Genomic DNA, 25,629 nt, shown 5'->3' on the forward strand with positions numbered 1-25,629 from the left:
GCGCCGGAGCGGAGCGAGCCGGAGCGGAGCGAGCCGGCGAAGCGGCGAGCGATCGAGGGTGTAGGGGAGTCCGAGGGACGAAGCCCCTCGGATGAGATCGAATGAGATCAGATGTGGACGATCGGAAGCGGCGGCGACGTCTTCCAGCGGCCGCGTGTAAAGTCCGGGAAGTCGATGGCGGATGATTTCCTGGCGACCGACTGCACGCTGAGGTGCACGACGGCGCTCAGCGAGGCGGCGTCGTATACGTTCATGTCGGTCGGCTGTCCTTCGCGCAGGCACTTGATCAGGCGGTAGTCTTCGATGAAATCCATGCCGCCGTGCCCGGCGCCTTCAGCCGCGGCGGCGATCTCCTTCCAGATCGGGTGTTCGAACTCCGCGAGCATCGTCTCGGCCTCGACCCACTGGTCGTCCTTGCCACGCCCTTCGACGTAGAGGCGGCTCGGATAGCCTTGGAACAGCCCCTTCGTGCCCTGCACCATGTGGATGCGGCTGTAGGGACGCGGCAGGTTCGTGCAGTGCTCGACGAGGACGGTCCTGCCCCTCGCGGTCCTGATCAGGCTGCAGTTGACGTCCCCCTCGACGTAGCGCTCACGGCGCTTGGGGGAATCGGCCGCGACGTGATCCGACGCCCAGTTCTGAAGGCCGCGTGCCGGGCCGCTCATCGACACGAGGTAGTCGAACCGATCGCCGCGGTTGATGTCGAGGCAGTTGGCGATCGGCCCGAGTCCGTGCGTCGGGTAAGTGTTGCCGTTGATCTTCGTGTCCCAGGCCCGCCGCCAGAGCCCTTCCCCCTCGTCGGCGAACTTGATCTCGCGCAGATCGTGGAGGTAGCCGCCTTCCGCGTGCAGCACTTCGCCGAACACGCCCTGACGGACCATGTTGTAGACCATCATCTCCATGCGGTCGTAGTTGCAGTTCTCCATCAGCACGCAGTGCTTCTGGTGCTTCTCGGCCGCGTCCACGATCGCCCAGCAGTCCTCGATCGTCATCGCCGCCGGCACCTCGGTCGCGGCGTGCTTGCCGTTCTTCATCGCCGCGAGCATGACGGGAACGTGCCATTCCCATGGCGTGGCGGTGTAGACGAGATCGAGCGACTCGGTCTCGCACAGGCGTTCGAAGTCGCGCGGGTCCTTGCCGTAGACCGCCGGCTTCGCGAACCCCGCCTCGGTGATGGCCTTGACCGCCCAGTCGGTGCGGTCGGAACGAACGTCGCACACGGCGATGATCTGACACCCTTTGATCTTGAGCAGGTTGCGGACGTGGCTCGAGCCCTGGCCGCCCACGCCGACGTAACCGATGCGGACCGTCGGGATCGGCGGCGCCGCGAACGCGGCCGTGCCGGCGGGCTGCGTCTGGGCGGCGGCAGAGTCGCGCGCCGCCAGAGCGCCGGCCGCAACCGCCGTGGTGCCGAGCTTGAGGAAGTCGCGTCGTTCCATGCGTGAATCTTAGTGCACGCGAGACGTGAGCTGCGAGGCGCGGGCCACCCGGCGCGCGGACGCGGGGCGCGCGGGCGCGGGGCGCGGACGCGGTGCGCGCGGGCGCGGACGCGGTGCGCGGACGCGGTGCGGTTATCGGCCGACCCCACCGTTATTCGCGCGGCTCTGCTAGAATCCGCTCACGATGAGACTTCGCACCGCTGCACTCCTGTCCGCGCTCATTCTTGCCGCCGCGCCTGCCAGCGCGCAGCGGGGAGCAGGAGCGCCGGCTCCGCCGCCGAATCCGAACGGGCCGTATGCCGCCACGCTGGTGGCACCCGTGCACGGCAAGGTCACACTCTCGCCGTCGCTGCCGGCTGACGGCAAGTATCCGAAAGGCACCGTCGTCACCGTCACCGCGACGGCCGACTCCGGCTTCGCGATCGATTCGGTCTGGTACTCGGTTCCAGGGCGCTTCGGGCAGATGTATCACGAGTCTGCGGGCCCGTCGTTCCAGGTGACGATGGACCAGGACAAACACCTCGGCGCGTCCTTCGTCGACGCCGCGGCGGTCAAGAACATTACCGTCACCAGCGACGTCGTTTACGCCAAACCGGGTGTCAAGCCGCTCAAGTACGACGTCTATGCGCCCACGGGCGCGCGCAACCTGCCGCTCGTCATCATCATTCACGGCGGCGGCTGGCAGGCGAACGACGAGGACGTGATGCGCGGCCTGGCCCGCGAGTTGACCCGGGACGGCAAGTTCGTCGTGTTCAGCATGGACTATCGCTGGGCCGGCAAGGAAGACGGCGACGCGGTTCCGAACACGATGGCGGATCTCATCGACGACGTGTACGGCGGGATCGCGCACATCATGGAGCACGCCTCCCAGTACGGCGGCGACCCGACGCGCGTCGGGCTGACCGGCGACAGCGCCGGCGGACACCTGTCGGCGGCCGCCTCGCTGATGACGAACATGATCGGCTCGAAGGGCTTCGGCAAGACGCCGGGCGTGTTCGAGTTCATGCCGTCGTATCTGCCCAAAGGCAAGAGCGCCGAGCAGGTGGCCGGCGAGATGTCGAAGGCGATCAAGGCGGCGGCGCCGAGCTACGGCGTCTTCAGCGCGGCGCAGCTCAATCCGTACGATGCCGACCACACCAACGACCAGGCGTGGAAGGAAGCGATCGCGCCGCTCAGCCACATCCCACCCGCTACCGAGCGCTCGGTACCGCAGTTCCTGACGCGCGGCACCGTCGATCCGCTGATCAAGGACGAGATGGTGAAGGAGTTCACCGACGCGCTCGTGAAAGCGGGGCAGCGCGCCGAGTACATTCAGGTTGGCGGCGCCAGCCACGCGTTCTTCGACTGGAAGCCGGACGACCGCACGAAGGCAACCTTCGCGAAGTACGGGGTCTACTACGCGGCCCGCATGAAGGACTTCTTCGAATCGACTCTGTATTAGTCAGGAAGGGCACGAAGGAGTTCGGCGAATCATAAAGGCCCATACAGTGTGAACTGCATGGGCCTTTTCGAGTTCGTGGAGGGGCGTCGGGACTGGCGTGTCCGAGTTGGCCTGCTATTGCCCGCCACGGCCGGCGCCACCGCCGCGGCCGGCCGGCTGCGGCAGGAGCGAGATCAATTTTGCGTCGTTGAGCGCCACCGATTCGCTCTGCGTGTCGAACACCATCGCCTGCGAGCTTTCCTTCGTGTACGGCTTCCACGCCAGCGACGGCTGGTTCGGGTTGCCCGTCTTCGCGAAGTTGATCCAGGCCTGCGACACCTTGTCCTGCAGCGCCATCGCGGCCGGACCGCCGCCCGTCGCCGTCTTGATCTGCGGCACGCTCAGTGCGTGGAAGCAGAACGCCAGCTCCGAGCAGTGGAACGCGGTGATGCCGCCGTTGACCGGATACTCCCACGCGAACACGTAGTTGTAGGTGGGCACTTTGCTCTTCTCGACCTTGCGGTCGAGCAGGTTCTTCACGCCCGGGCGCGTCGTCCCGGCATAGAACAGCACGTCCTGCGCCTTCTTGTGCGGGAAGGCCTTCTGGAATTCGGCGACGATGGCGCTCCTCTTGTCGCCGTAGGCGCGCGTCAGGTGCTCGTCGATCTCGCTTGGCGTCCAGGCGTTCTTGTTGTCCCCGCTCTGGAGATTGCCGGCGAATTCGCTGAAGACCGAGCCGGCGATGAGCGGGATGTTGTCGGCCCAGTCGCAGAACTCGCGCGTCACGGACTCGTCGTCGGCAATCGGATTCCAGCCGCCGATGTTGGGGAGGCCGAGCTCCTGCGCGGCGGAACGCAGCGCGGCCGTGCCGGCCGTGATCAGCGTGTAGTAGGGCACCGTCTTCAACTTGTCGAGGTCGGCGCTGGTCAGGTTCAGCTGCTTCAACACGTGCGCCGCGATGGTCCGCTGCGCCTTGATGCTCGCGGCGACGTCGCTGCCGCGGTAGTTGTTGTTGCCGCCGCTCTGCGCCGACACGCGATGGAAGAGGCCCTTCGCCTCCGGCATGTGCATCAGCCGCACCACTTTGCCGCCGCCGCCGGACTGCCCGAAGATCATCACGTTGTCCGGATCGCCGCCGAAGGTGGCGACGTTGTCCCGCACCCACTGCAGCGCAGACACGAGGTCGGCCATGCCGGTCTGACGCGAGTTCGCGTACTGCGACCCGTATGCCGAGAGATCGAGCGTGCCGAGGATGTTCAGGCGGTGGTTCATGCTGACGACGACGACGTCGCCGAACTCGCTCAGCGAGCGCCCGTCATAGGCATACGATTCCATCGAGGAGCCGTTGGTGAAGCCGCCGCCGTGCATCCAGACCATCACCGGCTTCTTCGTCGCCGGGGTCAGGCTCTGCGTCCAGACGTTGAGATACTGGCAGTTCTCGTTGGCGATGTAGTAACGGTGCGGGAAGACCAGCTCGTCGGCGCCGACGGCGGTCTGTTCCGGCGAGGGGCAGACGGGCCCCCACACCTGGGCGTTCTTGACGCCCGACCACGGCTTGACCGGCAACGGCGGCCCGAAGCGCTCGGCCTGCGCGTACTGGATGCCGAGAAACGACAGCGTCCTGCCCTCGCGCAGGCCGCGCAGCTTTCCACCCTTGATCTCGACCACCGGTGGATCCAGGTTCGGGCCGGCTGAGGTCGAAGGCGCCCCCTTCGCGGCGGGCTTGTCCTGCGCAAACACGTCTGCGGTGACGCCGGCGAGCGCGCCGCCGATTACCGCGGTGGTCGTCCCCAGCATCTGCCGGCGGTTCATCTCATTGGCCATGCATCTCCTCCATCTTCCAGACGGGTCATTTTACACGGTCGTTCAACGCCGCGACTGCGTCACAGCCGCATCGCGTCGAGACGGTTACGCGCCGCGACGATGTCCCGCTTGAGCCGGCGGACCTGCTCGGCGATCAGGTCCTTCCCGCGTGCCGCGGCCTGGTCGACCATCGCCCGCAGCTTCCACAGCGGTGACTCGTGCAGCTCCGCGAGTTCGCCTTCGCAGACGGCGAGCTGCTGCTCGGCCTGCGCGATGCGGCGGAGCAGCCGTTCGCGGGCGGCGTCCACGTCTTCCCCCAGCACCGCCTCGGGGGCCGTCTCCCAGGCCTGCAGGATCCGGCGCAGCCTCGCTTCGTCGCCCATGGCATAGGCGCGGTTGGCTTCCACCATCAGCGCGTGCCGTCGATCGCGCGCCGCGTCATCCTCGCCGAGGTCCGGATGGATGGCCTTGGCGACGTCACGGAACAAGCGGCGAACGGCATCGGACGTCAGCGCGCGGGTCGAGCCGGCGGCTGGCACGGACGCCTCGGCTGTCCTGGTGCCTCCTCCTTCCTCGTCGAGGCGCCTCGCGAACTCGCCGATCTCGAGCTCCGCGATGGCGCGCTCGAGCTCCTCGAGTTCCTCGTGCAGCAACCCGACGTCGCGTCGATAGCGCAGACGAAAGGCGGCGAGCTGGTGCTGCGCGCGGACGGCGCCGTCGCGGCCGGCGGCGAGGGCGCGCTCGAGATCGGCAAGGCGCGCGCCGAGCGCGTCGATGTCGTCATCGCGGCGCGGCCCAGGAACGAGAGCGGCCATCCCGATCGGCTACCAGGTGAAGAACGACCGGATCCCCGGCGCCACGGCGCCCGCCCCGAGCCGCGCCCGGCGTTCGCTTCCGGCGCCGGTCAGCGTCGTGGTCAGCTTCTGGATCACGAGCGGTGTCGACGCGCCGATCTGCAGCGCGGCGATGGCCTGCGCCTGGTGGCCGAAGTAGACGACCGCGAGCGCGCCGCCGGCCGCGATCATCGCGAGCGTCAGCCCCCAGTAGAGCGGACTGGCGGCGTAGGCGGGAAGGTCGGGCGCTTCGCGCAGGCCCCACCAGTGGAGCAGCTCCGCCAGCATCCCGCCGGCGCAGCCGACCCAGAACACCGCGGGCGCGCTCTCGAGAGTCATAGGCTCCTCCGGTGAGTGAGTCTAGCGGATCCTCCAGTCGCCCGAGGGCCGAACCGCGGGCGCGGCGCTGCTTCACGACGCGCGGGCAGCGTCGATCCATAATGCCGCCGCATGAAGCGTCTGCTTGCCGTCATGGCCGCCCAGGCGGTGCTCACCCAGGCGCCGCCGCGCCTGGCCGGCCAGCCGATCGTCATCACTCCGGCTCACTGCACGGCCGCCCGGCTCGGATCGATTCCGGCCAGCGTCATCGGCGAGCCGGTGTCCGGCGTGACGATCGCGGAACCGCGCTGGGTCGGCGCCGCCGATGGGCAACTGGCGCGATGTGAGGTCGACGGCACGCTTCTGCCGGTCGATCCCGCCGCCCGGCCGATCAGCTTTCGGGTGTGGCTGCCGGCCGCGTGGAATGGGCGGGCCGCCCAGCAGGGGGGCGGCGGGATGAACGGCGTGATACCGGACCTGCGGGGCGGCGGCTACACGATCGATGGGAAGACACCCGCCGATCTCGGATTCGTCACCTACGGCAGCGATTCCGGGCACGCCGTCCGCGAGTCACCGGTGTGGGCGCTCAACGACGAGGCGATCCGCAATCTCGGCTATGCGCAGCTGAAGAAGACGCACGACGTCGCGATGGCGATCGTCCGCCGCGTCTATGGCGAAGCGCCGCGGTATTCCTACTTCACCGGCACGTCGCAGGGAGGCCGTGAAGCGCTGACCGTGGCGCAGCGCTATCCCGCCGACTACGACGGCGTGATCGCCAACGTTCCGATCGTCGGTTTTTCGTCGCTGATGCTCGCGCCCGAGCTGATTCGCATCCACGAGAAGCCGCTCGCCAACTGGGTCACGCGCGCCAAGGTCCCGGCGATCCGGGCCGAGTTCCTGCGGCAGTGCGACGGCCTTGACGGCCTCGTCGACGGCGTGATCAACGACTACCCGGCCTGCAGAGCCATCTTCGACGTCAGCCAGGGCCTGCCCGACCGCCATCCCTGGTCGGCGAAGCGATGCCCGGACAACGTCGACCCGGATCCGTCCAATGCGACGGCGAACGCCTGCCTGACGGACGGGCAGATGTCGACGCTCGAACTCGTGTACGGCCACTACCGTTTTGCCGCGCCGCTCGCGCACGGCGTGGCGTCGTTCGGCATGTGGACGCCGACCACGGATCCCTCGGGCAGCGGCCTCATCGCCGCGACGCGCTTCCGCGGACAGGAGGGCGCCGCGCCAGACGCCGCGCTGCACACGCATCTCGGCGTGCTCGGCGTCACCGGATTCCTGATGCGCGACCTCGCCGCCAATCCGCTCGACTACGTCGAAGGGGGCCCGCTCAACGGGCGGCGCGAGGAGCTGTCGGCGATCCTCGATTCGACCGACCCCGATCTCTCCGCGTTCGCGCGCCGCGGCGCCAAGCTGATCGTGACGATCGGCACCAACGACACGCTGGCCTCGCCTGGCGCCCAGCTCGATTACTACCAGCGCGTCATCGACACGATGGGGCGGAAGACGGTCGATGAGTTCGCCCGCCTGTTCGTCGTACCGCAGGCGAACCATGGACTGATGGCATCGACGGCGGACGTCGACGGCAACGGCCAGCCGGTGGTTCGGGCCACGTTGCCGACCGCCTACGAACGCTTCGCGGTGCTGCTCGACTGGGTGGAGCGAAAGGCGGTGCCGCCGATGGCGTTGACCCTGACCGGCGGCGGCCGCACGATGCCGCTCTGTTCGTTCCCGTCGTACCCCAGATATCTTGGCGGCCCGGCCGCCGCCGCGGCCTCGTACACGTGCGCGATGGAGGCGGGCCGGTAAACGTCGCGGCGGTTTGCCGAAGGGCTCATGGTTCCCTGGAAGACTCTGCCCGTCCGGGGTGCGACCGGCCGAAGAGCAGCTGTCGCGCGCGGCTCTTGCCCGCCAGATTGACCAGGAACGACATCGCCACGATCCGGCAGTCGAGAATCAGGCACTGGCGGCGGCGGTAGCACCGGTCGAAGACCAGCGCCTCGTGCCGCGAACGCGCGGCGAGCTGCGCCAGCCCGGTGAGGCCGGGCGGCACGGCCCAGCGCGCCCGCGCCGACGGTCCGGTCCATCCAAAGCGCAGCGCGTCTTCCGCGGTAATCGGACGGGGACCCACCGCGCTCAACTCTCCGCGCAGGATGTTGACGAACTGCGGCAGCTCGTCGAGGCCGGTCGCGCGCAGGAAGGTGCCGATCCTCGTGATCCGGCCGTTGCGCATCGTGCGGAACTTCAGAATCGAGAAGGCCCGCCGCCCGCGTCCGAGCCGCGTCTGCCGGAACAGCACCGGCCGGCCGTCGTCGAGCAGGATCAGCGCCGCCGCGATCAGCATCACCGGCGCGAAGCACACCAGTCCGGCCGCGGCGCCGGCGAGATCGAAGGCGCGCTTGCCCGGAAACATTACTTTACGATACCAAGTAATGCTTTATAATGCAAAGCGTGACGCCATTCCATCGTCCGCTTCGCGTGAAGTTCGTTCTGCCGGCGCTGACCGAGGCCACCAGCCCGTTCTGGCGGCCGATCAAATACTCGCTCTTCCCGCCGCTCGGACTGGCGACGCTCGCCGCGTTTCTGCGTTCCGACGACGAGGCCGTCATCGTCGACGAGCACGTCGAACGGCTGGCGCTCGACGACGAACCGGACCTGGTCGTGATCCAGGTCTACATCACCAACGCCTACCGCGCCTATCGCATCGCCGACCACTATCGGGCGCACGGCGCGTTCGTCGCGCTCGGCGGGCTGCACGTCACCTCCCTCCCAGAGGAAGCGGCACAGCACGCCGACGCGATCCTGCTCGGTCCCGGCGAGCAGACGTTTCCGCAGTTCCTCCGCGACCTGCGCGACGGCTGTCCGCGCGGCGTCTACCGATCGACGGGCGGGCGAACGATCGAGGACGTGCCGCCACTGCGCCGGGACCTGATCCAGCGCCGCCGCTATCTCGTGCCGAACTCCATTGTCGTGACGCGCGGCTGCCCCCAGCACTGCGACTTCTGCTACAAGGACGCCTTCTTCGAGGGAGGACGCTCCTTTTACACGCAGCGCGTCGACGCCGCGCTGGCCGAGATCGGCCGCCTGCCCGGGCGGCACCTGTATTTCCTCGACGATCACCTGCTGGGCGATCCGCGCTTCGCGCGCGCGCTCTTCGACGGGCTGCGCGGCATGAACCGTCTCTTTCAGGGGGCGGCGACGGTCGACTCGATTCTGCGGGGCGATCTCATCGAGCGCGCCGCCGAAGCGGGCCTGCGCAGCCTGTTCGTCGGCTTCGAAACGCTGACCCCTGAGAACCTGCGCCGCAGCCGCAAGCACCAGAATCTCGGACGCGACTACTCGGCGGTGGCGCGGCGCCTCCACGACCTCGGCATCATGATCAACGGCAGCTTCGTTTTCGGGATGGACGACGACGGGGAAGACGTCTTTCCGCGTACGGTGGGCTGGGCGATCGATCACGGTCTCACCACCGCCACCTTCCACATCCAGACTCCATATCCCGGAACCGGGCTCCACGCCCGCCTGGCGGAGCAGGGCCGCATCGTGACGCGCGACTGGGACCTCTATGACACCCGGCACGTGGTCTTCCGTCCGGCGCGGCTCTCGCCGCGAGCGCTCGAAGAGGGATACTGGCGCGCCTACGCGGATTTCTACCGGTGGAGCGCGATCGCCCGCGCCTCGTTCACGCACGGCACGCTGAAACACCAGATCAAGCACTTCGGGTATGCCGCCGGCTGGAAGAAGTTCGAGGGATGCTGGAATCTGCTGATCCGCGCGCGTCAGCTGTCGGTGATGACGCCGCTGCTCGAAGGAGTACTCTCGAAAGTGTCGTCGGGAGGGACCACGAAGGCGGTCCACAACGTGGCGGCGCCGACGGCGGCGCTGGAACGGGGCAGTGACGTAGTGTGATCGGCGGCCGCGCCGCTACTCGGCGCGCAGCGCCACGATCGGATCCACTTTCAAGGCGCGCCGCGACGGCAGGTAGCTGGCCGCCGCCGCGACGAGCAGCAGCAGCGCCGACACCCCCGCCAGCGTCAGCGGATCACTGGTCCCGACGCCGAACACGAACGCCGACAGCGCGCGGCCCGCCGCCACGGCCGCGACGACCCCGCACGCGATCCCTGCCAGCGCCAGCACCACGCCGTCGGTCACCGACGGCAGCAGTACCTGCCTGGGGGCCGCGCCAAGCGCGACGCGGATCCCGATCTCGCGTGTGCGCTGCGCGACCGTGTAGCTGATCAACCCGTAGAGTCCGATCGCCGCCAGCGCCACTGCCAGCGCCGCGAACAGCCCGATCAGCAGCGTCCGGAAGCGCGCTTCGGCGAGGCTGCCGCGCACCTCTGTCTCGAGCGGATTGATGTCGCCAAACGCGAGGTCGGGGTCGACGGCGGCCAATTCCGCTTTCAACAGCGCGACGACCGAGGCCTGCGGTAGCCCGCTGCGGACCGCGACGGTCGTGAAGGGCAGCGAGAACTGCTCGTAGGGAACGTACAGGAGCGGCGGCGGCGCTTCCTTCAGTCCCAGCTGCCGCGTGTCGACGACCAGCCCGACGACGGTCGTCCAGGGCGTCTTCGGGTCGTCGTCGGTGCGGATCCGCTTGCCGATCGGATCCTGGCCTGGCCAGTAGCGCCCCGCCAGCGTCGTGTTGACGATCGCGACGTCCGGCCCTTCGGCGCGGTCGCGATCGTCGAAGGCCCGTCCGGCAATCCGCGGGATGCCCATCGCGGCGAAGTAACCGCCCGACACGGCCGCGATGTTGGCGCGCGGCCGTTCCCCTTTGGCGTGCATGTCGTCGCCTTCGCGCACGAACGAGCCGCTGGCGTTGGCGCCATGGAACGGACCGGGGAAGCCGACGGCCACCGCCTGCAGGCCGCCCCGCGCCGCGAGCCCGTCGATCAGCCGATGGTACAGGCGTGCCTGGTCGGTCCCTTTCGGATACCGCGTCTGCGGCAGCATCAGGTCCGCGACCGTGGCGTGTTCGACGGCGAATCCCGGGTCGACCTGTTGGAGACGCACGAAACTCCTGCCGAGGACGCCGGCGCCCGCGAGGAGGACCAGCGTCAGCGCGATCTCGCCGATGACCAGCGCGGCGCGTCCCCGCGTTCGCGACGAACCGCGATCACCGGACTGCTTCAGCGCCTGCGCCGAGTCGACCCGCGACGCCTGCAGCGCCGGCACGACGCCGAACAGGACACTGGTCGTCAGCGCCGCGGCAAGCGTCACCAGCATCACCGGCACGTCGACGCTCACGCTTGCGGCGCGCGGTACGCCGTCGGGCATCAGCCGGACGAGCGCCTGGACGAGCCAGAGGCTGGCCAGCAGTCCGAGAAGGCCGCCGCCGAGGCCGAGCAGGGCCGTCTCGGCGAGCAGTTGCGAGACGAGCCTGGCCCGCGAGGCGCCGAGTGCGGCGCGGATGGTGAGCTCGCGCCGCCGTCCGGCGCCGCGCGCGATCAACAGGCTCGACACGTTGGCGCAGGCGACCAGCAGCACCAGACCGACCGCCCCCTGGATGACGAGCAACGCGTCGCGGACGTCGCCGACCAGGTCCTCTCGCACCGGAACCAGGCGCACGTCGCGGCCGCCGTTGTCGGGATGATCGCGCTGGATCGTGGCCGCGATTGCGTGCAGATCCTGCTGCGCCTGGGCGATCGTGACGTCGGGCGCCAGATGCGCCACCGCTTCGAAGTAGTGGCTGTCGCGATTGGTCAGCGGATCGGCCTCCTTCACGTCGAGCGGCGACGGGGGCACCGGCTGCTGCGCCAGCAGCCACAGCGACGAGCCGTCGATCCATTCGAATCGCTTCGGCATGACGGCGACCACGGTGCAGGGCTCGCCGTTGATGCGGACGCGCCGGCCGACTGCCGAGGCATCGCGATCGAAGAGCTTCTGCCAGGCCTCGTCGCCGATGACGACCTGGCGCTCGCCCCTGAGGTCGGCCGCGCCGGTGAACGTGCGCCCCAGCGCCGGAGGCGTGCCGAGCACGTCGAAGAAGTCGGCGGTGACGTGTTCGAGGCCGAGCTGCACGGTCTCACCAGGCTTGGCGCTGGCGGCGGCAAGCTCGCCGCGATAGCCGGCGATCGCGGCGAGCGAACGGTTCTCACGCTTCAAATCGAGGAAGTCGCCGGCCGAGTGGTTGCTGCGTTCGCCGCGCGTGTTCGTCGTCCACACCCGGACGACGCGAGCCTCGTCGCGGAACGGCAGCGGCCGCAGCAGCACGGCGTTGACCACACTGAAGATCGCGGTATTGACCGCGATGCCGAGCGCCAGCGTCGCGATCGCGACGACGGTGAACCCGGGGGTTGCGAGCAGCGCACGGGCAGCGTAGCGCAGGGAAGCCATGCGGTTATTCCAGGCCGGCAGGCGTCACCGAGGACTGCAGGAGCCGCGCGAACTCGGGCCCTTTTCCCTGTTCCTCGTGCTTGAAGTAGACGAACGCGTCGCGCGCCGCGGACAGCCCGGCGATCGTCGCCCCCCAGCGGCGGATGTCGTCGGGCTGATAGCCTTCGTCGCGCAGACGGAAATACGAATAGTCGGCGGTGGCGACGACCGGCGTGCTCATTTTCTCGCTGTCGGCCACGCAGAGCGCCAGGTTGCGGGCGGCGAGGGCCGCGAACACTGCTTCGTCGTGCCACGATTCGTGACGGAACTCGAAGGCCGCACGGGTGCGTTCGGGCAGCGAGTGCAGAAACGCGGCGAGCACCTCGTCGTTGCGCTTGAAGTTCGGCGGCAGCTGGAAGAGCAGGACACCCAGCTTGCCGCCCAGCGTCGCCGCGGTGCGCACGAAGGTCTGGGTGAGCTCGGCGCAGTCGCGCAGCTTCGCGTCGTGGGTGATGCGCCGCGGCGCTTTCAGCGTGAAGGTGAAACCGTCGGGGGTGCCGGCCGCCCAGCCGTCGAGAAGTTTGTCGGTCGGCATGCGGTAGAAGGTGTAGTTCACCTCGACCGTGGTGAAGCGTTCGGCGTAGAAGCCGAGCATCCGGTTGGCGGGGAACTTCTCGGGATAGAAGCTGCCGCGCCATTCGGGATAGTTGTAGCCGGAGGTGCCGATCCAGTAGCGCATCAGCACTGATGGTAGTGCAGCCGGGCGGCGGCGTGCGTCAGTTGGTGACCGATGCCGCGAAGCGCACGATCTGGCGCTCGGCCCAGTAGCCGTCGTCGTCGGCGCCGTCGCCGGCGGCGAGGAATCCACAGTGCCCGCCGTGCGCGGAGACGACGACCCTGATGTGGTGGTTGGCGGCCAGCGCCGGATGCCCGAAAGAGTCGTACGGCACGAAAGGGTCGTCCTTGGCCGCGATGACGAGCGCCGGCACCCGGATCCGATCGACGACACGCAGCGCGGCGGCACGCGCGTAGTAGTCCTCGGCGCTCTCGAATCCGAAGTACGGTGCCGTGTAGGCCGCGTCGAACTGGCGGACGGTGTGGATCGCATCGAGCCGGGACAGGTCGAAGCGACCCGGATGGTGCGCGGCTTTCCGGCGCATCCGGTTCTTCAGGTTGCGGACGAAATTCCACTGATAGACGAAGTTCGACCGCCGCTCGAGCGCCTGCACGCAGGCTTCCAGGTCGATCACCGGCGAAATGGCGCAGACGCCCTTCAAGGTCGGCAGCTCGGCGGGGGAATGGGTTCCTGCCAGCCGCAGCGCCAGGTTGCCGCCGAGCGAATAGCCCGCTGCCACCACGCGGCTGAGGCCGTCGCGATCGGCGAGCTGCCGGATGAGCAGCGCGGCGTCCTCGACGAGCCCCGAGTGGTAGAGGCCCGGCCCGAGATGCTCGGTGCCACCGCAATTACGCTGATTGAGCAGCACGGCGTTGAACCCGGCGCGGAGCGCCTTGTCGGCGATGCCGAGCATGTAGTGGGCGGAGCTGGAGCCTTCGAGGCCGTGCAGCGCCAGAATCGTCGGATGCGCGGCGCGATCCGGCTGCCAGTAGCAATGGGCCAGTACCTGGGTGTCGGCGGTGACCTGCAGCAGCCGCGCTTCCGGCGCGGGCAGCGAGAACTGCCGCCGCGAGCCCCAGCAGTAGACGGTCATCAGGTGCCCGTGCGCCAGCCGCCGGCGCGGGACGAAGTCGGACGAGGTGCTCACCGCGATCCGGGATGACGAAGATCCTGCCGGCCGGAGCGGCGGCAGGTCGAAGCGGCGCAGCGGACGTTATCCCTCGTCAGCGGTCGGTCCGTAGACAGAGGGGAGCGGCACGTCGCGCAGCCGCAGATACACGGAGAGCTGGCCGCGATGATGGATCATGTGATTCATGACGAAGCTGCGCAGCACGGCGATCCGCGGCATCGTGAACACGTCCTGGCCGCCGCTCTTCAGCGTCCAGGGCACGAGCAGTGACGCGTCGGTCTGCTCGGCAATCTTCTCCCTCGCCTTCCGGACGTTGGCGTCGAACGTCTCGAGCAGCGCGCCGACCGACGCCGGCGGCCTGGGGCGCGCGTCGTCTCCGGCGGCGGCGACGTCGAAGGACGTGCCGTCGAGCGTGATCTCGACCCAGCGCGGGATGTTGCCGAGATGCCCGGCCAGGTGTCCGAGCGGAAACGACTTCTGATGAGGCGTCCAGGCGAGGTCCGCTTCGGGCACGCGTTCGAGCATCCGCCGCGTCGTGCCCATCTCGTGGTCGAACTCCGGAAGGATGCTGTCCTTGAGTGCCATCTACTTCTTTCCGAAGTCGACCTTCGGGACTGCCGTCGCCGACGGGGGCGCCTCGAAGTACGGATACTGCTTGAAGCTGAACATCTTCGCGGTGACGTTGCCCGGGAACCGGCGCGTGGCCGCGTTGTATTCCTGGATGCGCTCGTTGTAGCGCATCCGCGCCACGGTGAGGCGATTCTCCGTGCCCGACAGCTCGTCCATCAGCCGGTTGAACTGCTCGTTCGCCTTGAGGTTCGGGTAGTTCTCGACCACCGCGAGCAGCCGGCCGAGAGCGCTCGTCTGGCGGTTGGCGGCCTCGATCGTCTCCTCCGGCGACTTCGCGGCGAGCAGCTGCGACCGGGCGTCGGCGATCTCTTTATAGATGCCCTCCTCGTGCGCCGCATATCCCTTCACCGTCTCGACAAGATTCGGAATCAAGTCGCTGCGGCGCTGGAGCTGGTTCTGGACTTCCGCCCAGGCCGCCTTGATCGCCTCTTCCTGGGTCGTGAACTTGTTATACGAGCAGCCCGACAGCGTCGCCGCGACCCAGACGACCAGTGCGAGGCGCGCGGCGAACAACGCTTTCTTCATGGATGTCTCCGTTCCCCATCTCCACGTTTCCACATTTCGTGATTTCCACATTTCGGCGTCCGCTCACCAGCCCCCCGAGGCGCCGCCGCCGCCCGAGCCGCCGCCACCGAACCCTCCGAAGCCGCCGCCGCCCCCCCCGCCCCCGCCGCCGCCAAACCCGCCAAAGCCACCACCGCCACCGAAACCGCCGACGCCGCCTGTCCAGCCACTCCACGGGCCGCCCCAGTAGCGGCGCCGTCCCGGACGGTTGTTGTTGATCAGGAAGATGATCGCCATCACGATCCAGAAGAGCAGCCCAAATGGAAACCCGCCGCGTCCGCCGCCGGTCCGGACCGGACGATCGGCCGGCACGTCCGGGACGGTGACCCCGCGCTTCTCGGCGATCCGGTTGATGAGCGCGGTCGTGCCGGCCAGGAGGCCCGCGCCGTACTGCTCCTGCCTGAAGTACGGACGGATGATGTCGCGGACCTCGCCGGCGAAGCCGTCCGGAACGATCGCCTCGAGCCCGTACCCGACCTCGAGCCTGAGCGCGCGATCCTGGACGGCGACGACGATCAGCAGGCCGTTGGCTTTGTCCTTGTCGCCAATCCCACGGCCGCCGTTCTCGAACATCTTGACGGCGTACTCGTCGATGCTGCCGTACGGCTTGAACGTGGGCACGGTTGCGACGACCAGAGTGTCGCCGGTCGCTTGACGCATGGCCCGGATGCGGCGATCGAGCTCGGCGCGGCTCGACGCGTCGACGATTCGGGCGAAGTCGTTGACTGTGTCGGTGAGCGCCGGCGGCGCCGGCTGCGCGACGGCGCGCGCCGCACCTGCCAGGAGGAGAACGCCGACGGCGACGGCGGCCGCGAGCCTCTGCCGCGCGCCGCCCGGATGCGACATCAACGCATTATATCGGCCCGGGTGACTCCTGGCGCCTCGCCCACCTGACTATGCGGTCCAGCCGTCGACGAAGCTCCAGATTCGCTCGGAGGCCTCGACATAGAGCGCGAGCAGATGGCTGGGATCCGTGATCATCGAGGAACCCTCGGTGGAGGCGGCGAGCACGTCGCGGATCACTCCGGGCGACACGCCCATCCGCGTCTCGGCCATTCCGGCCAGCGCGTCATCGTTGATCGTCGCGTTCATCGTCGTGGCCGGCCCGTCGACGAGCCGCGCCAGGTTGCTGAGCAGCGCCCGCAGCGAGGGGGTCGACGCGGCAATCAGGCGCGCGACGCGCGTCGTCTCGCCGTGCGACTCCAGGTAAGCCTCGCGCAGATGGATCAGGTGGCTCTTCGCCTGGGCTTCGGTCGCGCGGCGCAGATCCGCGGCCGGGACCACGAGCCCGGCGAACGGATCGGCGCCGCGAAGGACGAGGTGATCGGCCGCGATCGCGGCGTACTCGAGCGGAAAGATGTCGAGCGTGCGCGGCAGCTCGTCCTGCGACAGCATCAGCGGGACGGCGATGCGGCGCTGGTGCCACCGGCTCGTGAAGGGCAGGCACTTGCGCAGATCCTCGAACGACAGCGCGTCGACGATCGCGCAGGAGTGGACCGAGCCGTCGCCGTGCGATCCCGGATACGCGACCAGCGCGCGCAGCCGGGCGCCGAACACATCGTCGAGATCCCGGGCGAACGACTCGAGCGCGCTGTGCTGCGACGTGGTGAAGCTGGGCATCAGTGGATTGTATTCCGTGGCAGAATCGTTTGTTCGCATGCAGTTCAGGACCTTCAACATCGGGTGCTTCGGCGGCGGAACAGGGCTGCCCAGCCTGCTCGGGGGGCTCAAGTCCAACCCGTGGCTGCTGGTCCACGCGGTGGTGACGATGTTCGACAGCGGGGGGAGCTCGGGTGTCCTGCGGGATGAGCTCGGCGTGCTGCCGCCCGGCGACGTGCTGAAGTGCGCGCTGGCGCTGGCGCGCAACGAGCGCGAGGCGCGGCGCGTCCTGCTGGCGCGGCTGCCGGCGCTCGAGCATGCGCGCCTCGGCGGACACACCGGCGGCAACCTGCTGCTCTCGATGATGCAGCAGTACAGCGGCGATTTCCTGGCCGCGGTCGACGGACTGCGGGGGTTGCTCGGCTGCGATGGACGCGTGTGGCCGGTGAGCATCGAGCAGGCGAGCGTCTGCGCGGAGTACGGCGACGGCCTGCGCACCCGCGGCGAGGCGGAGGTGGACGCGGCGCACCGCTTCGGGAGTGGCGTGACCCGGCTCTGGCTCGAGCCGGGCGTCCAGATCCTGCCGCAGGCGGCGCAGGCGATCGCCCGGTTCGACGCGGCGGTGATCGGGCCGGGCAGCTTCTACACCAGCTTGATGCCGATCTTTCTCGTCAACGGGGCCGCCGACGCCATCCGCCGCGTGCGCGGACCGATCGTGCTGGTCACGAACCTGCTGACCGAAGGCCGCGGCATGACCGGCTTCACCGCGGCGGACGCGGTGCGGGTGCTGGGCGACACCATCGGGCGCCCCATCGACGTCGTCGTCGTCAACACCGCGCGCCCGTCTGCCGCGACACTCGAACGCTACGCGCAGGAAGACAAGGCGCCACTCGAACCGGGCGATCTGCCGGCGGCTTGCGAGGTTGCGTCCGGCGAGTTCTGGTGCAACGAGATCGCGCGCCACGATCGACGCCGCCTGGCGCAGGCGGTCTGGGCGGTGCTGGCCCGCCGGTTGCTCTGACGGGCGAATCCCCGGCGTTCCAATTTCCAACCACCAACTCCAGCCTCCACCTTCCAGATCGTGCCGCTGCTCCATCTTCAGAACGCGTCGCTGGCCTTCGGGCACCTGCCGCTCTTCGAGCGCGCCGATCTTCGGATCGAGTCGGGCGAGCGGATCGCGTTGATCGGACGCAATGGCACCGGGAAGTCGTCGCTGCTGAAGGCGATCGCCGGGGACATGCCGCTCGACGCCGGGACTGTCTGGCGCCAGCCGGCGCTGCGCGTCGCGCGACTCGATCAGGAAGTGTGGCAGGACGGCGCCGATCGCACCGTCCGCGACGAGGTTGCGCGCGGCCTCGAGTCGCTGGCGATTCGCGAGCCCGACGAACGCTGGCGCCACGAGCAGAAGGTGGCGCTCGTCATATCGCGTCTGTCGCTGCCGGCGGAGCGCCGGGTTTCCGAGCTGTCGGGCGGCTGGCGCCGCCGGACGCGGCTCGCCCAGGCGCTGGTCGGCGAACCGGATGTGCTGCTCCTCGACGAACCGACCAATCATCTCGACATCGACGCCATCGCGTGGCTCGAAGCGTTCGTGGCGGAGTACGCCGGCACCGTGCTCTTCGTCACGCACGATCGGGCGTTCCTGGCGCGCCTGGCGACCCGAATCGTCGAGCTCGATCGCGGGCGCCTGACCTCGTGGCCGGGATCGTATCCGTCGTATCTGGAGAAGAAGGCCGCGGCGCTCGACGCGGAGGCGCGCGATCTCGATCGGCTCGACAAGAAGCTCGCGCAGGAAGAAGCGTGGCTGCGGCAGGGCGTGAAGGCGCGCCGGACGCGCAACGAAGGGCGCGTCCGCGACCTGATGAAGCTGCGTGCCGAGCGGGTGGCGCGGCGCGATCACCTCGGCGCCGTCCGGATGGCCGTGGACGGCTCGGAGTCCTCCGGACGCCTCGTCTTCGAGGCGCGCGACCTCGTCAAGCGATTCGGCGAGCGTACCGTCATCGATCGTTACACGCAGCGGATCGTGCGCGGCGACCGCGTCGGATTGATCGGCGCGAACGGTTCTGGCAAGTCGACCCTGCTGAAGCTGCTGGTGGGCGAGCTCGAGCCCGACGCCGGCGAGGTGCGCCGCGGCACCCGCCTGCAGGTCGCCTATTTCGATCAGCAGCGCGAGCAGCTCGACCCCGATGCGACCGTCATGGACACCGTCAACGACGGCAACACGACCGTCACCGTCAACGGCCAGCCGAAGCACGTGCTCGGCTATCTAGGCGACTTTCTCTTCCCCAAGGAGCGCGCGCAGTCGCCGGTGCGATCGCTGTCCGGCGGCGAGCGCAACCGCCTGCTGCTGGCCCGCCTGTTCGCGAAGCCCGCCAACGTGCTCGTGCTCGACGAGCCGACCAACGATCTCGACATCGAAACGCTGGAGCTGCTCGAGGAGCTGGTCGGCGACTTCGCTGGAACCGTCCTGCTGGTGTCGCACGATCGGGTGTTTCTCGATCGAGTGGCGACCAGCACGCTGGCGTTCGAAGGGGAGGGACGCGTCATCGAGTACGTCGGGGGGTATGAGGACTATTTGAGACAGCGCCGTACGGGCGGTGCCAAGGGGGGTGCTCAAGGTGCTGGTGCCAAGGGTGCTATGGGTGCCGGGGGTGCTGAAGGTGCTGGTGCCAAGGGTGCTATGGGTGCCAAAGGTGCCGAGGGTGCCGACACGCGACGCGACCGGCCGCGGCGTCTGTCCTACAAGCAACAGCGCGAGCTCGAGGCCCTGCCGGAACAGATCGCCGCGCTCGAGGACGAGCAGTCGCGGCTGAAGGCCGAAGTGGCGTCACCGGAGTTCTACAAGTCGCCGGCGGATCACATCCACGCCGTCCTCGCGCGCGTCGACGCCGGGCACGCCGAGCTCGACGCGGCGCTGGCCCGCTGGGTGGAGCTGGAGGCGATCGGCGAGTAGACGGAGCTTGTCAGCGTCGGCCGCCGGTTACCCAGTGACCCGGTGAGCGGCCAGTTCCGTCCGCGGAAACTGTTCTCCCCGTCAGCGGAAGCTGTTCTCGAAGAGCGCCTCGATCGCCTGCCTGCCGGCGCCGTGAATCTGCCGCGTACCGGTGCCGGTGAAATGCGGATGGCTGATCTTCGGGACCCCCTCGGCTTCCCACGCCGACCCGCTCCAGGAGAACCAGCTGTTCTTCTCTTCGTCGAACACCGAGAGCGGCTTGTTACAGAGCTTGGCGAACTCGGCGCCCCAGCCGGTGCCGCCGCGGACCGTCCCGTCCGGCAGGATCACGCCGATGACGTAGATCTCCTGGCCGTGGTTGACCTGATACCAGATCGTCTGCAGCACCCGGCGCAGCGTCGGGCTGTCGGTGTAGCGGCGGTTCATCAGCTTCGACACGTATTCGAGGCTGACGTCACCCGCCTGCAATTCCTCGTGATTGAGGACGCGGATCCCGCGCCGCCGCGCCTCGGTGTGGCCGTCGAACGTGAAGTTCACTTCCTCGACGCCATGGCGCTCGGCGCATTCGCCGAACGCCGCCTCGGCGCCAGGCGCCGCACCGCTGAACAGGATGAAGTCTGATTTGGTCATCGCGTCTTCTTCCCCGTTGGCTTCTTCGCCGCAGGCTTTTTCGCTGGCGCCCTTCTGGTTGACGGCTCCTTCGGTCGCTTCGGCTTCTTCGTGCCCGTCGTGTCCTTCGTGTTCTTCGTGAGCTCCAGTGCGCGGGCGATGATCTTTTCGAACATCGCGCCGGTTTCGCCGCCCTGGGCGGGACGGTTCGACGTCCAGATGTCGGGGTTGCCGCCGGCGAGGATGTCGGCGAAATCTCCTTCGCTCTTGACGCTGAGCGGTGCGAAGGTGGCGATGTCGACGTCGCCGGCCCATTCGTCTTTGTGCTTGATGAGTAGCCACGAACGATCGCCGCTCCCGCCAGGGTAACGGCCGCCGGTGCGCACGAGCACCCACGATCCCTTGAGCTTGTAGCCGTCGAGCGTGAGCTTGAGGTCTCCCTTCTTGAGGGCGGCGTCGACGTCTTCCACTTCCGGCCGCCACGTGCCCTGATCCCAGAGCATGACGATGCCGGCGCCGTAGCCGTCCGGGATGACCCCCTCGAAGGTGCCGTACTCGATCGGATGGTCTTCGACGTGCATCGCCAGGCGCTTCGTCTTCGGATCGAGCGACGGGCCCTTCGGCACCGCCCAGGAGAGGAGCACGCCCTTGTATTCGAGCCGGAAATCGTAGTGGAGATGGCTCGCCAGGTGCTTCTGCACGCAGAAGAACAGGCCGTCCTGCGGCGATTTCTGCGCGCGCTCGCCGGCGAGCCGGACGTCGCCGGAGGGTTCGGGCGTCGAGGTGAAGTTCCGCTTCTGCTTGTACTTCTCGAGGACCATCAGCGGACGTCTCCCATCAGCCGCTTCGCGGGCTTCACGGCGAGGAACATGACGACCGCCGCCCCGAGCAGCACCGCGGTCGTAATCGTGAAGAGCTGGTTGAGCGGCATCGAGCTGAAGAAGCCCGCCGCCCAGCCCGCCAGCTTGTTGCCGAAGGCGTTCGAGAGGAACCACACGCCCATCATCAGCCCGACGATCCGCAGGGGCGCGAGCTTGGTCACCGCGCTCAGGCCGATCGGACTCACACAGAGTTCGCCAATCTCCGACACGAAAAACGCCACGACCAGCCACATCGGGCTGACGCGGACGCCCTGTCCGCTCGCGATCGCGCCGGCCGGAATCAGCACGAGGAACGACAGACTCATGAAGAGCAGGCCGAGCGCGAACTTCGCCGGCACCGACGGTTCGCGCGATCCCAGCCGCAGCCAGAGCCAGCCGAAGAGCGGCGACAGCACGATCACGAACACCGGCTGGACGGACTGGAACCACGACGAGGGGAACGAGACGCCCAGGATCGACAGCCGCGTGTACCGATCGGCAAACAGGTTGAGCGTCGAGCCGGCCTGCTCGTAGCCGCCCCAGAAGAGCGACGCCGCCATGAAGAAGATGACGATCGCGCCGATGCGCTTCCACTCCTCGCGGCTCAGGCCGCCGCGAGCCTCGGTGCGCTGTGCCGCCGCGGTGTCGGCCGTCGCCACCGTCGACGGCCGGCCGAGCCGGGCGATCCCCGCCTCCAGCTTGTGCCGCCCGAGCACGTACTGGATCAGCCCCGCCGTCATCCCGACGCCGGCGCAGGCGAACCCGATGTGCCAGCCGACCCGCTGCGCCAGGTAACCGGCGATGAGCGGACCAAACAGCGCGCCGAGGTTGATCCCCATGTAGAAGATCGAGAATCCGGCGTCGCGGCGGCTGTCCCCCTGCGGGTAAAGCGAACCGACGAGTGTGCTCACGTTCGGCTTCAGGCAGCCGGTGCCGAATGCGATGAAGGCGAGCCCGGTATAGAAGAAGGGGAGCGCGTGGAACGCGAGCGTGAAGTGCCCGGCGGCGATGACGATGCCGCCCAGCAGCACGGTGCGGTACTGGCCCAGGAGGCGATCGGCAATGAGGCCGCCGAGAATCGACGCCGCCCACGCGCTTCCCGTGTAGGTGCCGTAGATCGATGCCGCGCTCGCGTCGCTGAAGCCGAGCCCGCCGCTGGCCCCCGGCGCGACCATGTAGAGGATGAGGAACGCGCGCATCCCGTAGTAGCTGAAGCGCTCCCACATCTCGGTGAAGAAGAGCGTCGAGAGACCGCGCGGATGGCCGAAGAAGCCGCTGTCGACGTCGCTCGTCATCGCCGGCGAGTGTAACCTATCGTGCGAGGCCGGATGTCCGATAGCCGAGGCGGGAATGGCGGCGGCGTCGCCGCCACTTCGTCCCAGCCGATCATCTGCTTGCCGTGCGCAGCGACGATCGCCTGGACGCGCTCGACGAAGGCGCGATACTGCTCCGCGCCAGGCGAGACGAGCGACGCGTGCGGAGCCCGACGAGCGACCCGCGTCGGACAGGCATAGAATCTCAAGATTGCGCGTCGTCCTCATCAGCACCTACGATCTTGGCCGCCAGCCCTTCGGACTGGCGTCGGCGGCCGCCTGTCTTCGGGGCGACGGGCACGACGTGTCGTGCGTCGACGTCAGCCGGGGCGCGTTCAGTGGAGAGGCAGCCGCGGGCGCCGATCTGATCGCGTTCTTCCTCCCGATGCACACGGCGACGAGGCTCGCGCTGCCCCTGATGGATCGGGTGCGCGAGATCAACCCGTCCGCCCGGCTGGCGGCATATGGCCTCTACGCGCCGCTCAACGCGGGGTTGCTGCGCGAGCATGGCATCGACGTCGTGCTCGGCCCCGAGTTCGAGGACGATCTGCTCCAGCTCGCGGGCGGCGGCCCGCTGGCGGCGGGCTCGCCGGCGAAGGGCGTCGGCCGTGTTCGATTCCTCACACCCGACCGGGCCGGGCTGCCGCCGCTCTCCCGCTATGCGTCGCTGCAGATAGGTAGCGCGCGCAAGGTGGTGGGATACACCGAGGCCACGCGCGGCTGCAAGCATCGCTGCCGCCACTGTCCGATCGTGCCGGTGTACGACGGACGGTTTCGCGCCGTGCCGGCCGGGATCGTGCTGGCCGACATCCGTGCGCAGGTCGCCGCCGGCGCCGAACACATCACCTTCGGCGATCCCGACTTCCTCAACGGTCCGGCGCACGCCCGCGCCATCGTCACCGCGCTCGCGGAGGAGTTTCCGCGGCTCACCTACGACGCCACCATCAAGGTCGAGCATCTGCGGCGCCATGACGACCTGCTTCCCGTGCTCGTGTCGACGGGCTGCGCGCTGGTGACGACGGCGGTTGAATCGTTCGACGACCAGGTGCTCGAGCGGCTGCAGAAGGGCCATACCTTCGCCGAGTTCGAAGCCGTCGTGGCGCGGTGCTCGGCGCTGGGGCTGCCGCTGTCGCCGACCTTCGTCGCCTTCACGCCGTGGACGTCGATCGACGGGTACCTCGAGATGCTGCGCGCGATTGCGCGGCTCGATCTCGTGCCGGCGGTCGCCGCGATCCAGTACGCCATCCGGCTGCTCGTGCCGGAGGGGTCGCTGATGCTCGAGCTGCCGGAGATGCGGCATCTCGTCGAGCGGTTCGACAGCCGATCGCTGACCCACGTGTGGCGGCACTCCGATCCGCGCGTCGACGCGCTGCAGCGCGAGGCCGAGCGGCTCGTCGGGGCGCGACTGAACGCGCCGCGCGCCGAGGTGTTCGCGCGCCTGTGGGCGCTGGCACACGACGCGGTGGGACGCCCGGCGCCCGACCTGCCGCTGCTGCCGTCGCGCGCGACCGTTCCGTATCTCAACGAGCCCTGGTACTGTTGAGCGGAGCCGACGTCGGAGCAGGTGGCTCTGATATGAACGGCGGACTCCATCCATGACGATCCCTCGAGTGCTGCTCGTCTCGCACACGACCGGATATCAGTTGCGGGCGTTCAACGACGCCGCCGAGCAGCTCGGGATCGAGATCGTCTTCGCGACCGATCGCTGTCATCGCCTCGAGGATCCCTGGCAGGACCGCGCCGTCGCGGTCCGCTTCCACGAGCCCGCCGCCGCCGTGGCGGCGATTGTCGCGCGGGCGGCGTCCGCGCCGATCGACGGCGTGCTGGCGGTCGGCGATCGGCCGGTGCCGCTGGCCGCGCGGGCGGCGGCGGCGCTCGGGCTGCCGTGGCATTCGGTGGCCGGCGCCGATGCCAGCACCGACAAGCGCCGCTCGCGGTCGACGCTCGCCGCCGCCGGCCTTCCGGCGCCGCGCTTTGGCGTCCTCCCGGCGACGGCGGCCATCCCGTCCTCCGAGCTCCGTCCTCCGTATGTGCTGAAGCCGGTGGGCCTGTCCGGCAGTCGCGGAGTGATCCGCGCCGACAGCGCCGAGCAGTGTGTCGCGGCGTTCGAGCGGATACGCGCGCTGCTCGCGCGTCCGGCGATCCGGGCGGCCCGCGCCGGGCTCGAGGACGAGATCCTGGTGGAGGAATACATCGACGGCGCCGAGTTCGCCGTAGAGGGCGTGATGACGCACGGCCGGCTGCTGACGCTGGCGCTCTTCGACAAACCGGACCCGCTCACCGGTCCGTTTTTCGAGGAGACGATTTACGCCACGCCGTCGGTACAGCCCGCCGAGGTCCAGGGGCGGATCGTCGAGCACGTGCGGCGCGCGGCGACGGCGCTCGGACTGCGCCATGGGCCGGTGCACGCCGAGTGCCGTGTGACGCCGGCCGGAGACGTGTACGTGCTGGAAGTGGCGGCGAGGCCGATTGGAGGACTATGCGCCCGCGTCCTCCGCTTCTCGGACGGTGCCCGATTGGAGACGGTGCTGCTGCGTCACGCGATCGGAGGAGACGTCAGCGCGACCCGACGGGACACGAGCGGGGCTGCAGTGATGATGATCCCGATTCCGGCGCGCGGCATGCTGCGCGGGATCAGCGGCGAGGAGGCGGCGCGCGGGGTGCCGGGCGTGACTGAGGTCACCATCACGGCGAAAATCGGCCAGCTGCTCGAACCGCTGCCCGAGGCCGGCAGCTATCTGGGGTTCATCTTCGCCAGCGGCGATACCGCACGCGCCGCCGAGGCGGCCGTCCGTGAAGCCCATCGCCGCATGGTGTTCGCCATCACTCCGGAAATCGCCGTCGCCGCTGCGGCAGAGTTGGCCGCCGGTGAGCGGCGGCCCGCCGGCTAGTTTTTTCCCTGTGCGGGCGGTACGAAGCCCGGCGGCAGCGCCGCTCCCTCGCCGAAAAAGAAGTCCTCCATGTGCTTGGCGACCAGCTGCTGAGCCTCCTTCTGCCACGGCATCAGCCGGTACTCATTGAGGATCATCTTCATGCGCTCTTCCCACATCTTCCAGGCATCTGCCGAAATGTGGTCGTAGATGCGCTGCCCAAGCTCGCCGGGCCAGGGGGCGAATTCGAGCCCGGGCGCGTCGCGCTGGAGTTTCTGACAGAACACGGTGCGAGGCATGAGGTGATCCTAACGCTGATAACTCCCAACCCCCAACTCCAACCTCG

23 protein-coding genes are annotated in these 25,629 nt (G+C 68.7%); 7 read left to right on the forward strand and 16 right to left on the reverse strand.

From position 1 onward, the window contains the following. Positions 1–107: 107 nt before the first annotated feature. Positions 108–1,439 (reverse strand): Gfo/Idh/MocA family oxidoreductase, encoded by a 1,332-nt coding sequence (locus VGI12_04660; protein HEY2431946.1) that lies wholly within the window; start codon positions 1,437–1,439, stop codon positions 108–110. A 184-nt stretch (positions 1,440–1,623) separates the two neighbouring features. Between VGI12_04660 and VGI12_04665 the strand changes: the two genes are divergently transcribed. Beyond that, positions 1,624–2,880, forward strand: coding sequence for an alpha/beta hydrolase fold domain-containing protein (locus VGI12_04665; protein ID HEY2431947.1), 1,257 nt, complete (start codon positions 1,624–1,626; stop codon positions 2,878–2,880). A 114-nt stretch (positions 2,881–2,994) separates the two neighbouring features. Here the strand turns inward: VGI12_04665 and VGI12_04670 are convergent, their stop codons facing one another. The 3 genes from VGI12_04670 to VGI12_04680 are packed head-to-tail and all read right to left on the reverse strand — an operon-like array spanning position 2,995 to position 5,834. Further along, positions 2,995–4,683: a carboxylesterase family protein gene (locus tag VGI12_04670; protein HEY2431948.1), complete on the reverse strand. Its 1,689-nt coding sequence runs from the start codon at positions 4,681–4,683 to the stop codon at positions 2,995–2,997. A 59-nt stretch (positions 4,684–4,742) separates the two neighbouring features. Beyond that, complete coding sequence (locus VGI12_04675) at positions 4,743–5,477, reverse strand: hypothetical protein (GenBank protein HEY2431949.1); 735 nt, start codon at positions 5,475–5,477, stop codon at positions 4,743–4,745. A 9-nt stretch (positions 5,478–5,486) separates the two neighbouring features. After that, complete coding sequence (locus VGI12_04680) at positions 5,487–5,834, reverse strand: hypothetical protein (GenBank protein HEY2431950.1); 348 nt, start codon at positions 5,832–5,834, stop codon at positions 5,487–5,489. Positions 5,835–5,945: 111 nt separating this feature from the next. On the opposite strand from VGI12_04680, the gene VGI12_04685 reads away from it, so the two are divergent. Next, positions 5,946–7,634: a tannase/feruloyl esterase family alpha/beta hydrolase gene (locus VGI12_04685; protein HEY2431951.1), complete on the forward strand. Its 1,689-nt coding sequence runs from the start codon at positions 5,946–5,948 to the stop codon at positions 7,632–7,634. A 25-nt stretch (positions 7,635–7,659) separates the two neighbouring features. Here the strand turns inward: VGI12_04685 and VGI12_04690 are convergent, their stop codons facing one another. Next, positions 7,660–8,238, reverse strand: a complete 579-nt coding sequence (locus VGI12_04690) for a sugar transferase (GenBank protein ID HEY2431952.1) — start codon at positions 8,236–8,238, stop codon at positions 7,660–7,662. Between the two features lie 38 nt (positions 8,239–8,276). On the opposite strand from VGI12_04690, the gene VGI12_04695 reads away from it, so the two are divergent. Beyond that, entirely contained in the window at positions 8,277–9,734 is a 1,458-nt protein-coding gene (locus VGI12_04695) for a radical SAM protein (GenBank protein ID HEY2431953.1), read from the forward strand. Positions 9,735–9,749: 15 nt separating this feature from the next. Here VGI12_04695 and VGI12_04700 read toward each other — a convergent pair whose 3' ends face one another. From VGI12_04700 to VGI12_04730, 7 genes are all read right to left on the reverse strand, one after another. Further along, the gene (locus VGI12_04700; GenBank protein HEY2431954.1) at positions 9,750–12,164 is read right to left on the reverse strand and encodes an ABC transporter permease; all 2,415 of its coding nucleotides are present in this window, start codon (positions 12,162–12,164) and stop codon (positions 9,750–9,752) included. A 4-nt stretch (positions 12,165–12,168) separates the two neighbouring features. Then, positions 12,169–12,882 carry a DUF72 domain-containing protein gene (locus VGI12_04705; GenBank protein HEY2431955.1) on the reverse strand — a complete coding sequence of 238 codons (714 nt, stop codon included), beginning with the start codon at positions 12,880–12,882 and terminating at the stop codon, positions 12,169–12,171. A 37-nt stretch (positions 12,883–12,919) separates the two neighbouring features. Then, positions 12,920–13,906 carry an alpha/beta fold hydrolase gene (locus tag VGI12_04710; GenBank protein ID HEY2431956.1) on the reverse strand — a complete coding sequence of 329 codons (987 nt, stop codon included), beginning with the start codon at positions 13,904–13,906 and terminating at the stop codon, positions 12,920–12,922. 66 nt (positions 13,907–13,972) lie between these two features. Beyond that, entirely contained in the window at positions 13,973–14,473 is a 501-nt protein-coding gene (locus VGI12_04715; GenBank protein ID HEY2431957.1) for a DinB family protein, read from the reverse strand. Further along, positions 14,474–15,043 (reverse strand): LemA family protein, encoded by a 570-nt coding sequence (locus VGI12_04720; GenBank protein ID HEY2431958.1) that lies wholly within the window; start codon positions 15,041–15,043, stop codon positions 14,474–14,476. A gap of 63 nt (positions 15,044–15,106) precedes the next feature. Further along, positions 15,107–15,928 (reverse strand): TPM domain-containing protein, encoded by an 822-nt coding sequence (locus VGI12_04725; GenBank protein HEY2431959.1) that lies wholly within the window; start codon positions 15,926–15,928, stop codon positions 15,107–15,109. Between the two features lie 48 nt (positions 15,929–15,976). Next, complete coding sequence (locus tag VGI12_04730; GenBank protein ID HEY2431960.1) at positions 15,977–16,702, reverse strand: hypothetical protein; 726 nt, start codon at positions 16,700–16,702, stop codon at positions 15,977–15,979. A gap of 37 nt (positions 16,703–16,739) precedes the next feature. Here VGI12_04730 and VGI12_04735 point away from each other — a divergent pair, with 37 nt between their 5' ends. Together VGI12_04735 and VGI12_04740 are read left to right on the forward strand one after the other, a co-directional pair. Next, positions 16,740–17,702, forward strand: a complete 963-nt coding sequence (locus VGI12_04735) for a gluconeogenesis factor YvcK family protein (protein ID HEY2431961.1) — start codon at positions 16,740–16,742, stop codon at positions 17,700–17,702. A gap of 60 nt (positions 17,703–17,762) precedes the next feature. Then, entirely contained in the window at positions 17,763–19,631 is a 1,869-nt protein-coding gene (locus tag VGI12_04740; protein ID HEY2431962.1) for an ATP-binding cassette domain-containing protein, read from the forward strand. Between the two features lie 81 nt (positions 19,632–19,712). On the opposite strand, the gene VGI12_04745 is transcribed toward VGI12_04740, so the two are convergent. Genes VGI12_04745 through VGI12_04755 form a run of 3 tightly spaced genes read right to left on the reverse strand, consistent with a single transcriptional unit; the run spans position 19,713 to position 22,395 of the window. Then, positions 19,713–20,261: a hypothetical protein gene (locus VGI12_04745; GenBank protein ID HEY2431963.1), complete on the reverse strand. Its 549-nt coding sequence runs from the start codon at positions 20,259–20,261 to the stop codon at positions 19,713–19,715. After that, a complete protein-coding gene (locus VGI12_04750) occupies positions 20,258–21,061 on the reverse strand; it encodes a DNA polymerase ligase N-terminal domain-containing protein (GenBank protein HEY2431964.1) in 804 nt (267 codons plus the stop codon). The genes VGI12_04745 and VGI12_04750 overlap by 4 nt, the downstream gene beginning before the upstream one ends. Next, positions 21,061–22,395 (reverse strand): peptide MFS transporter, encoded by a 1,335-nt coding sequence (locus VGI12_04755; protein HEY2431965.1) that lies wholly within the window; start codon positions 22,393–22,395, stop codon positions 21,061–21,063. The genes VGI12_04750 and VGI12_04755 overlap by 1 nt, the downstream gene beginning before the upstream one ends. A 229-nt stretch (positions 22,396–22,624) precedes the next feature. Between VGI12_04755 and VGI12_04760 the strand changes: the two genes are divergently transcribed. Continuing rightward, positions 22,625–23,956, forward strand: a complete 1,332-nt coding sequence (locus VGI12_04760) for a CUAEP/CCAEP-tail radical SAM protein (GenBank protein HEY2431966.1) — start codon at positions 22,625–22,627, stop codon at positions 23,954–23,956. Between the two features lie 52 nt (positions 23,957–24,008). After that, positions 24,009–25,304 carry an ATP-grasp domain-containing protein gene (locus VGI12_04765; GenBank protein HEY2431967.1) on the forward strand — a complete coding sequence of 432 codons (1,296 nt, stop codon included), beginning with the start codon at positions 24,009–24,011 and terminating at the stop codon, positions 25,302–25,304. Here the strand turns inward: VGI12_04765 and VGI12_04770 are convergent. Then, positions 25,301–25,582 (reverse strand): oxidative damage protection protein, encoded by a 282-nt coding sequence (locus tag VGI12_04770; protein HEY2431968.1) that lies wholly within the window; start codon positions 25,580–25,582, stop codon positions 25,301–25,303. The two genes, VGI12_04765 and VGI12_04770, sit on opposite strands and share 4 nt — an antisense overlap. Positions 25,583–25,629 lie beyond the last annotated feature (47 nt).

The sequence above is a fragment of the Vicinamibacterales bacterium genome (assembly GCA_036496585.1).
Classification (GTDB): domain Bacteria; phylum Acidobacteriota; class Vicinamibacteria; order Vicinamibacterales; family 2-12-FULL-66-21; genus JAICSD01.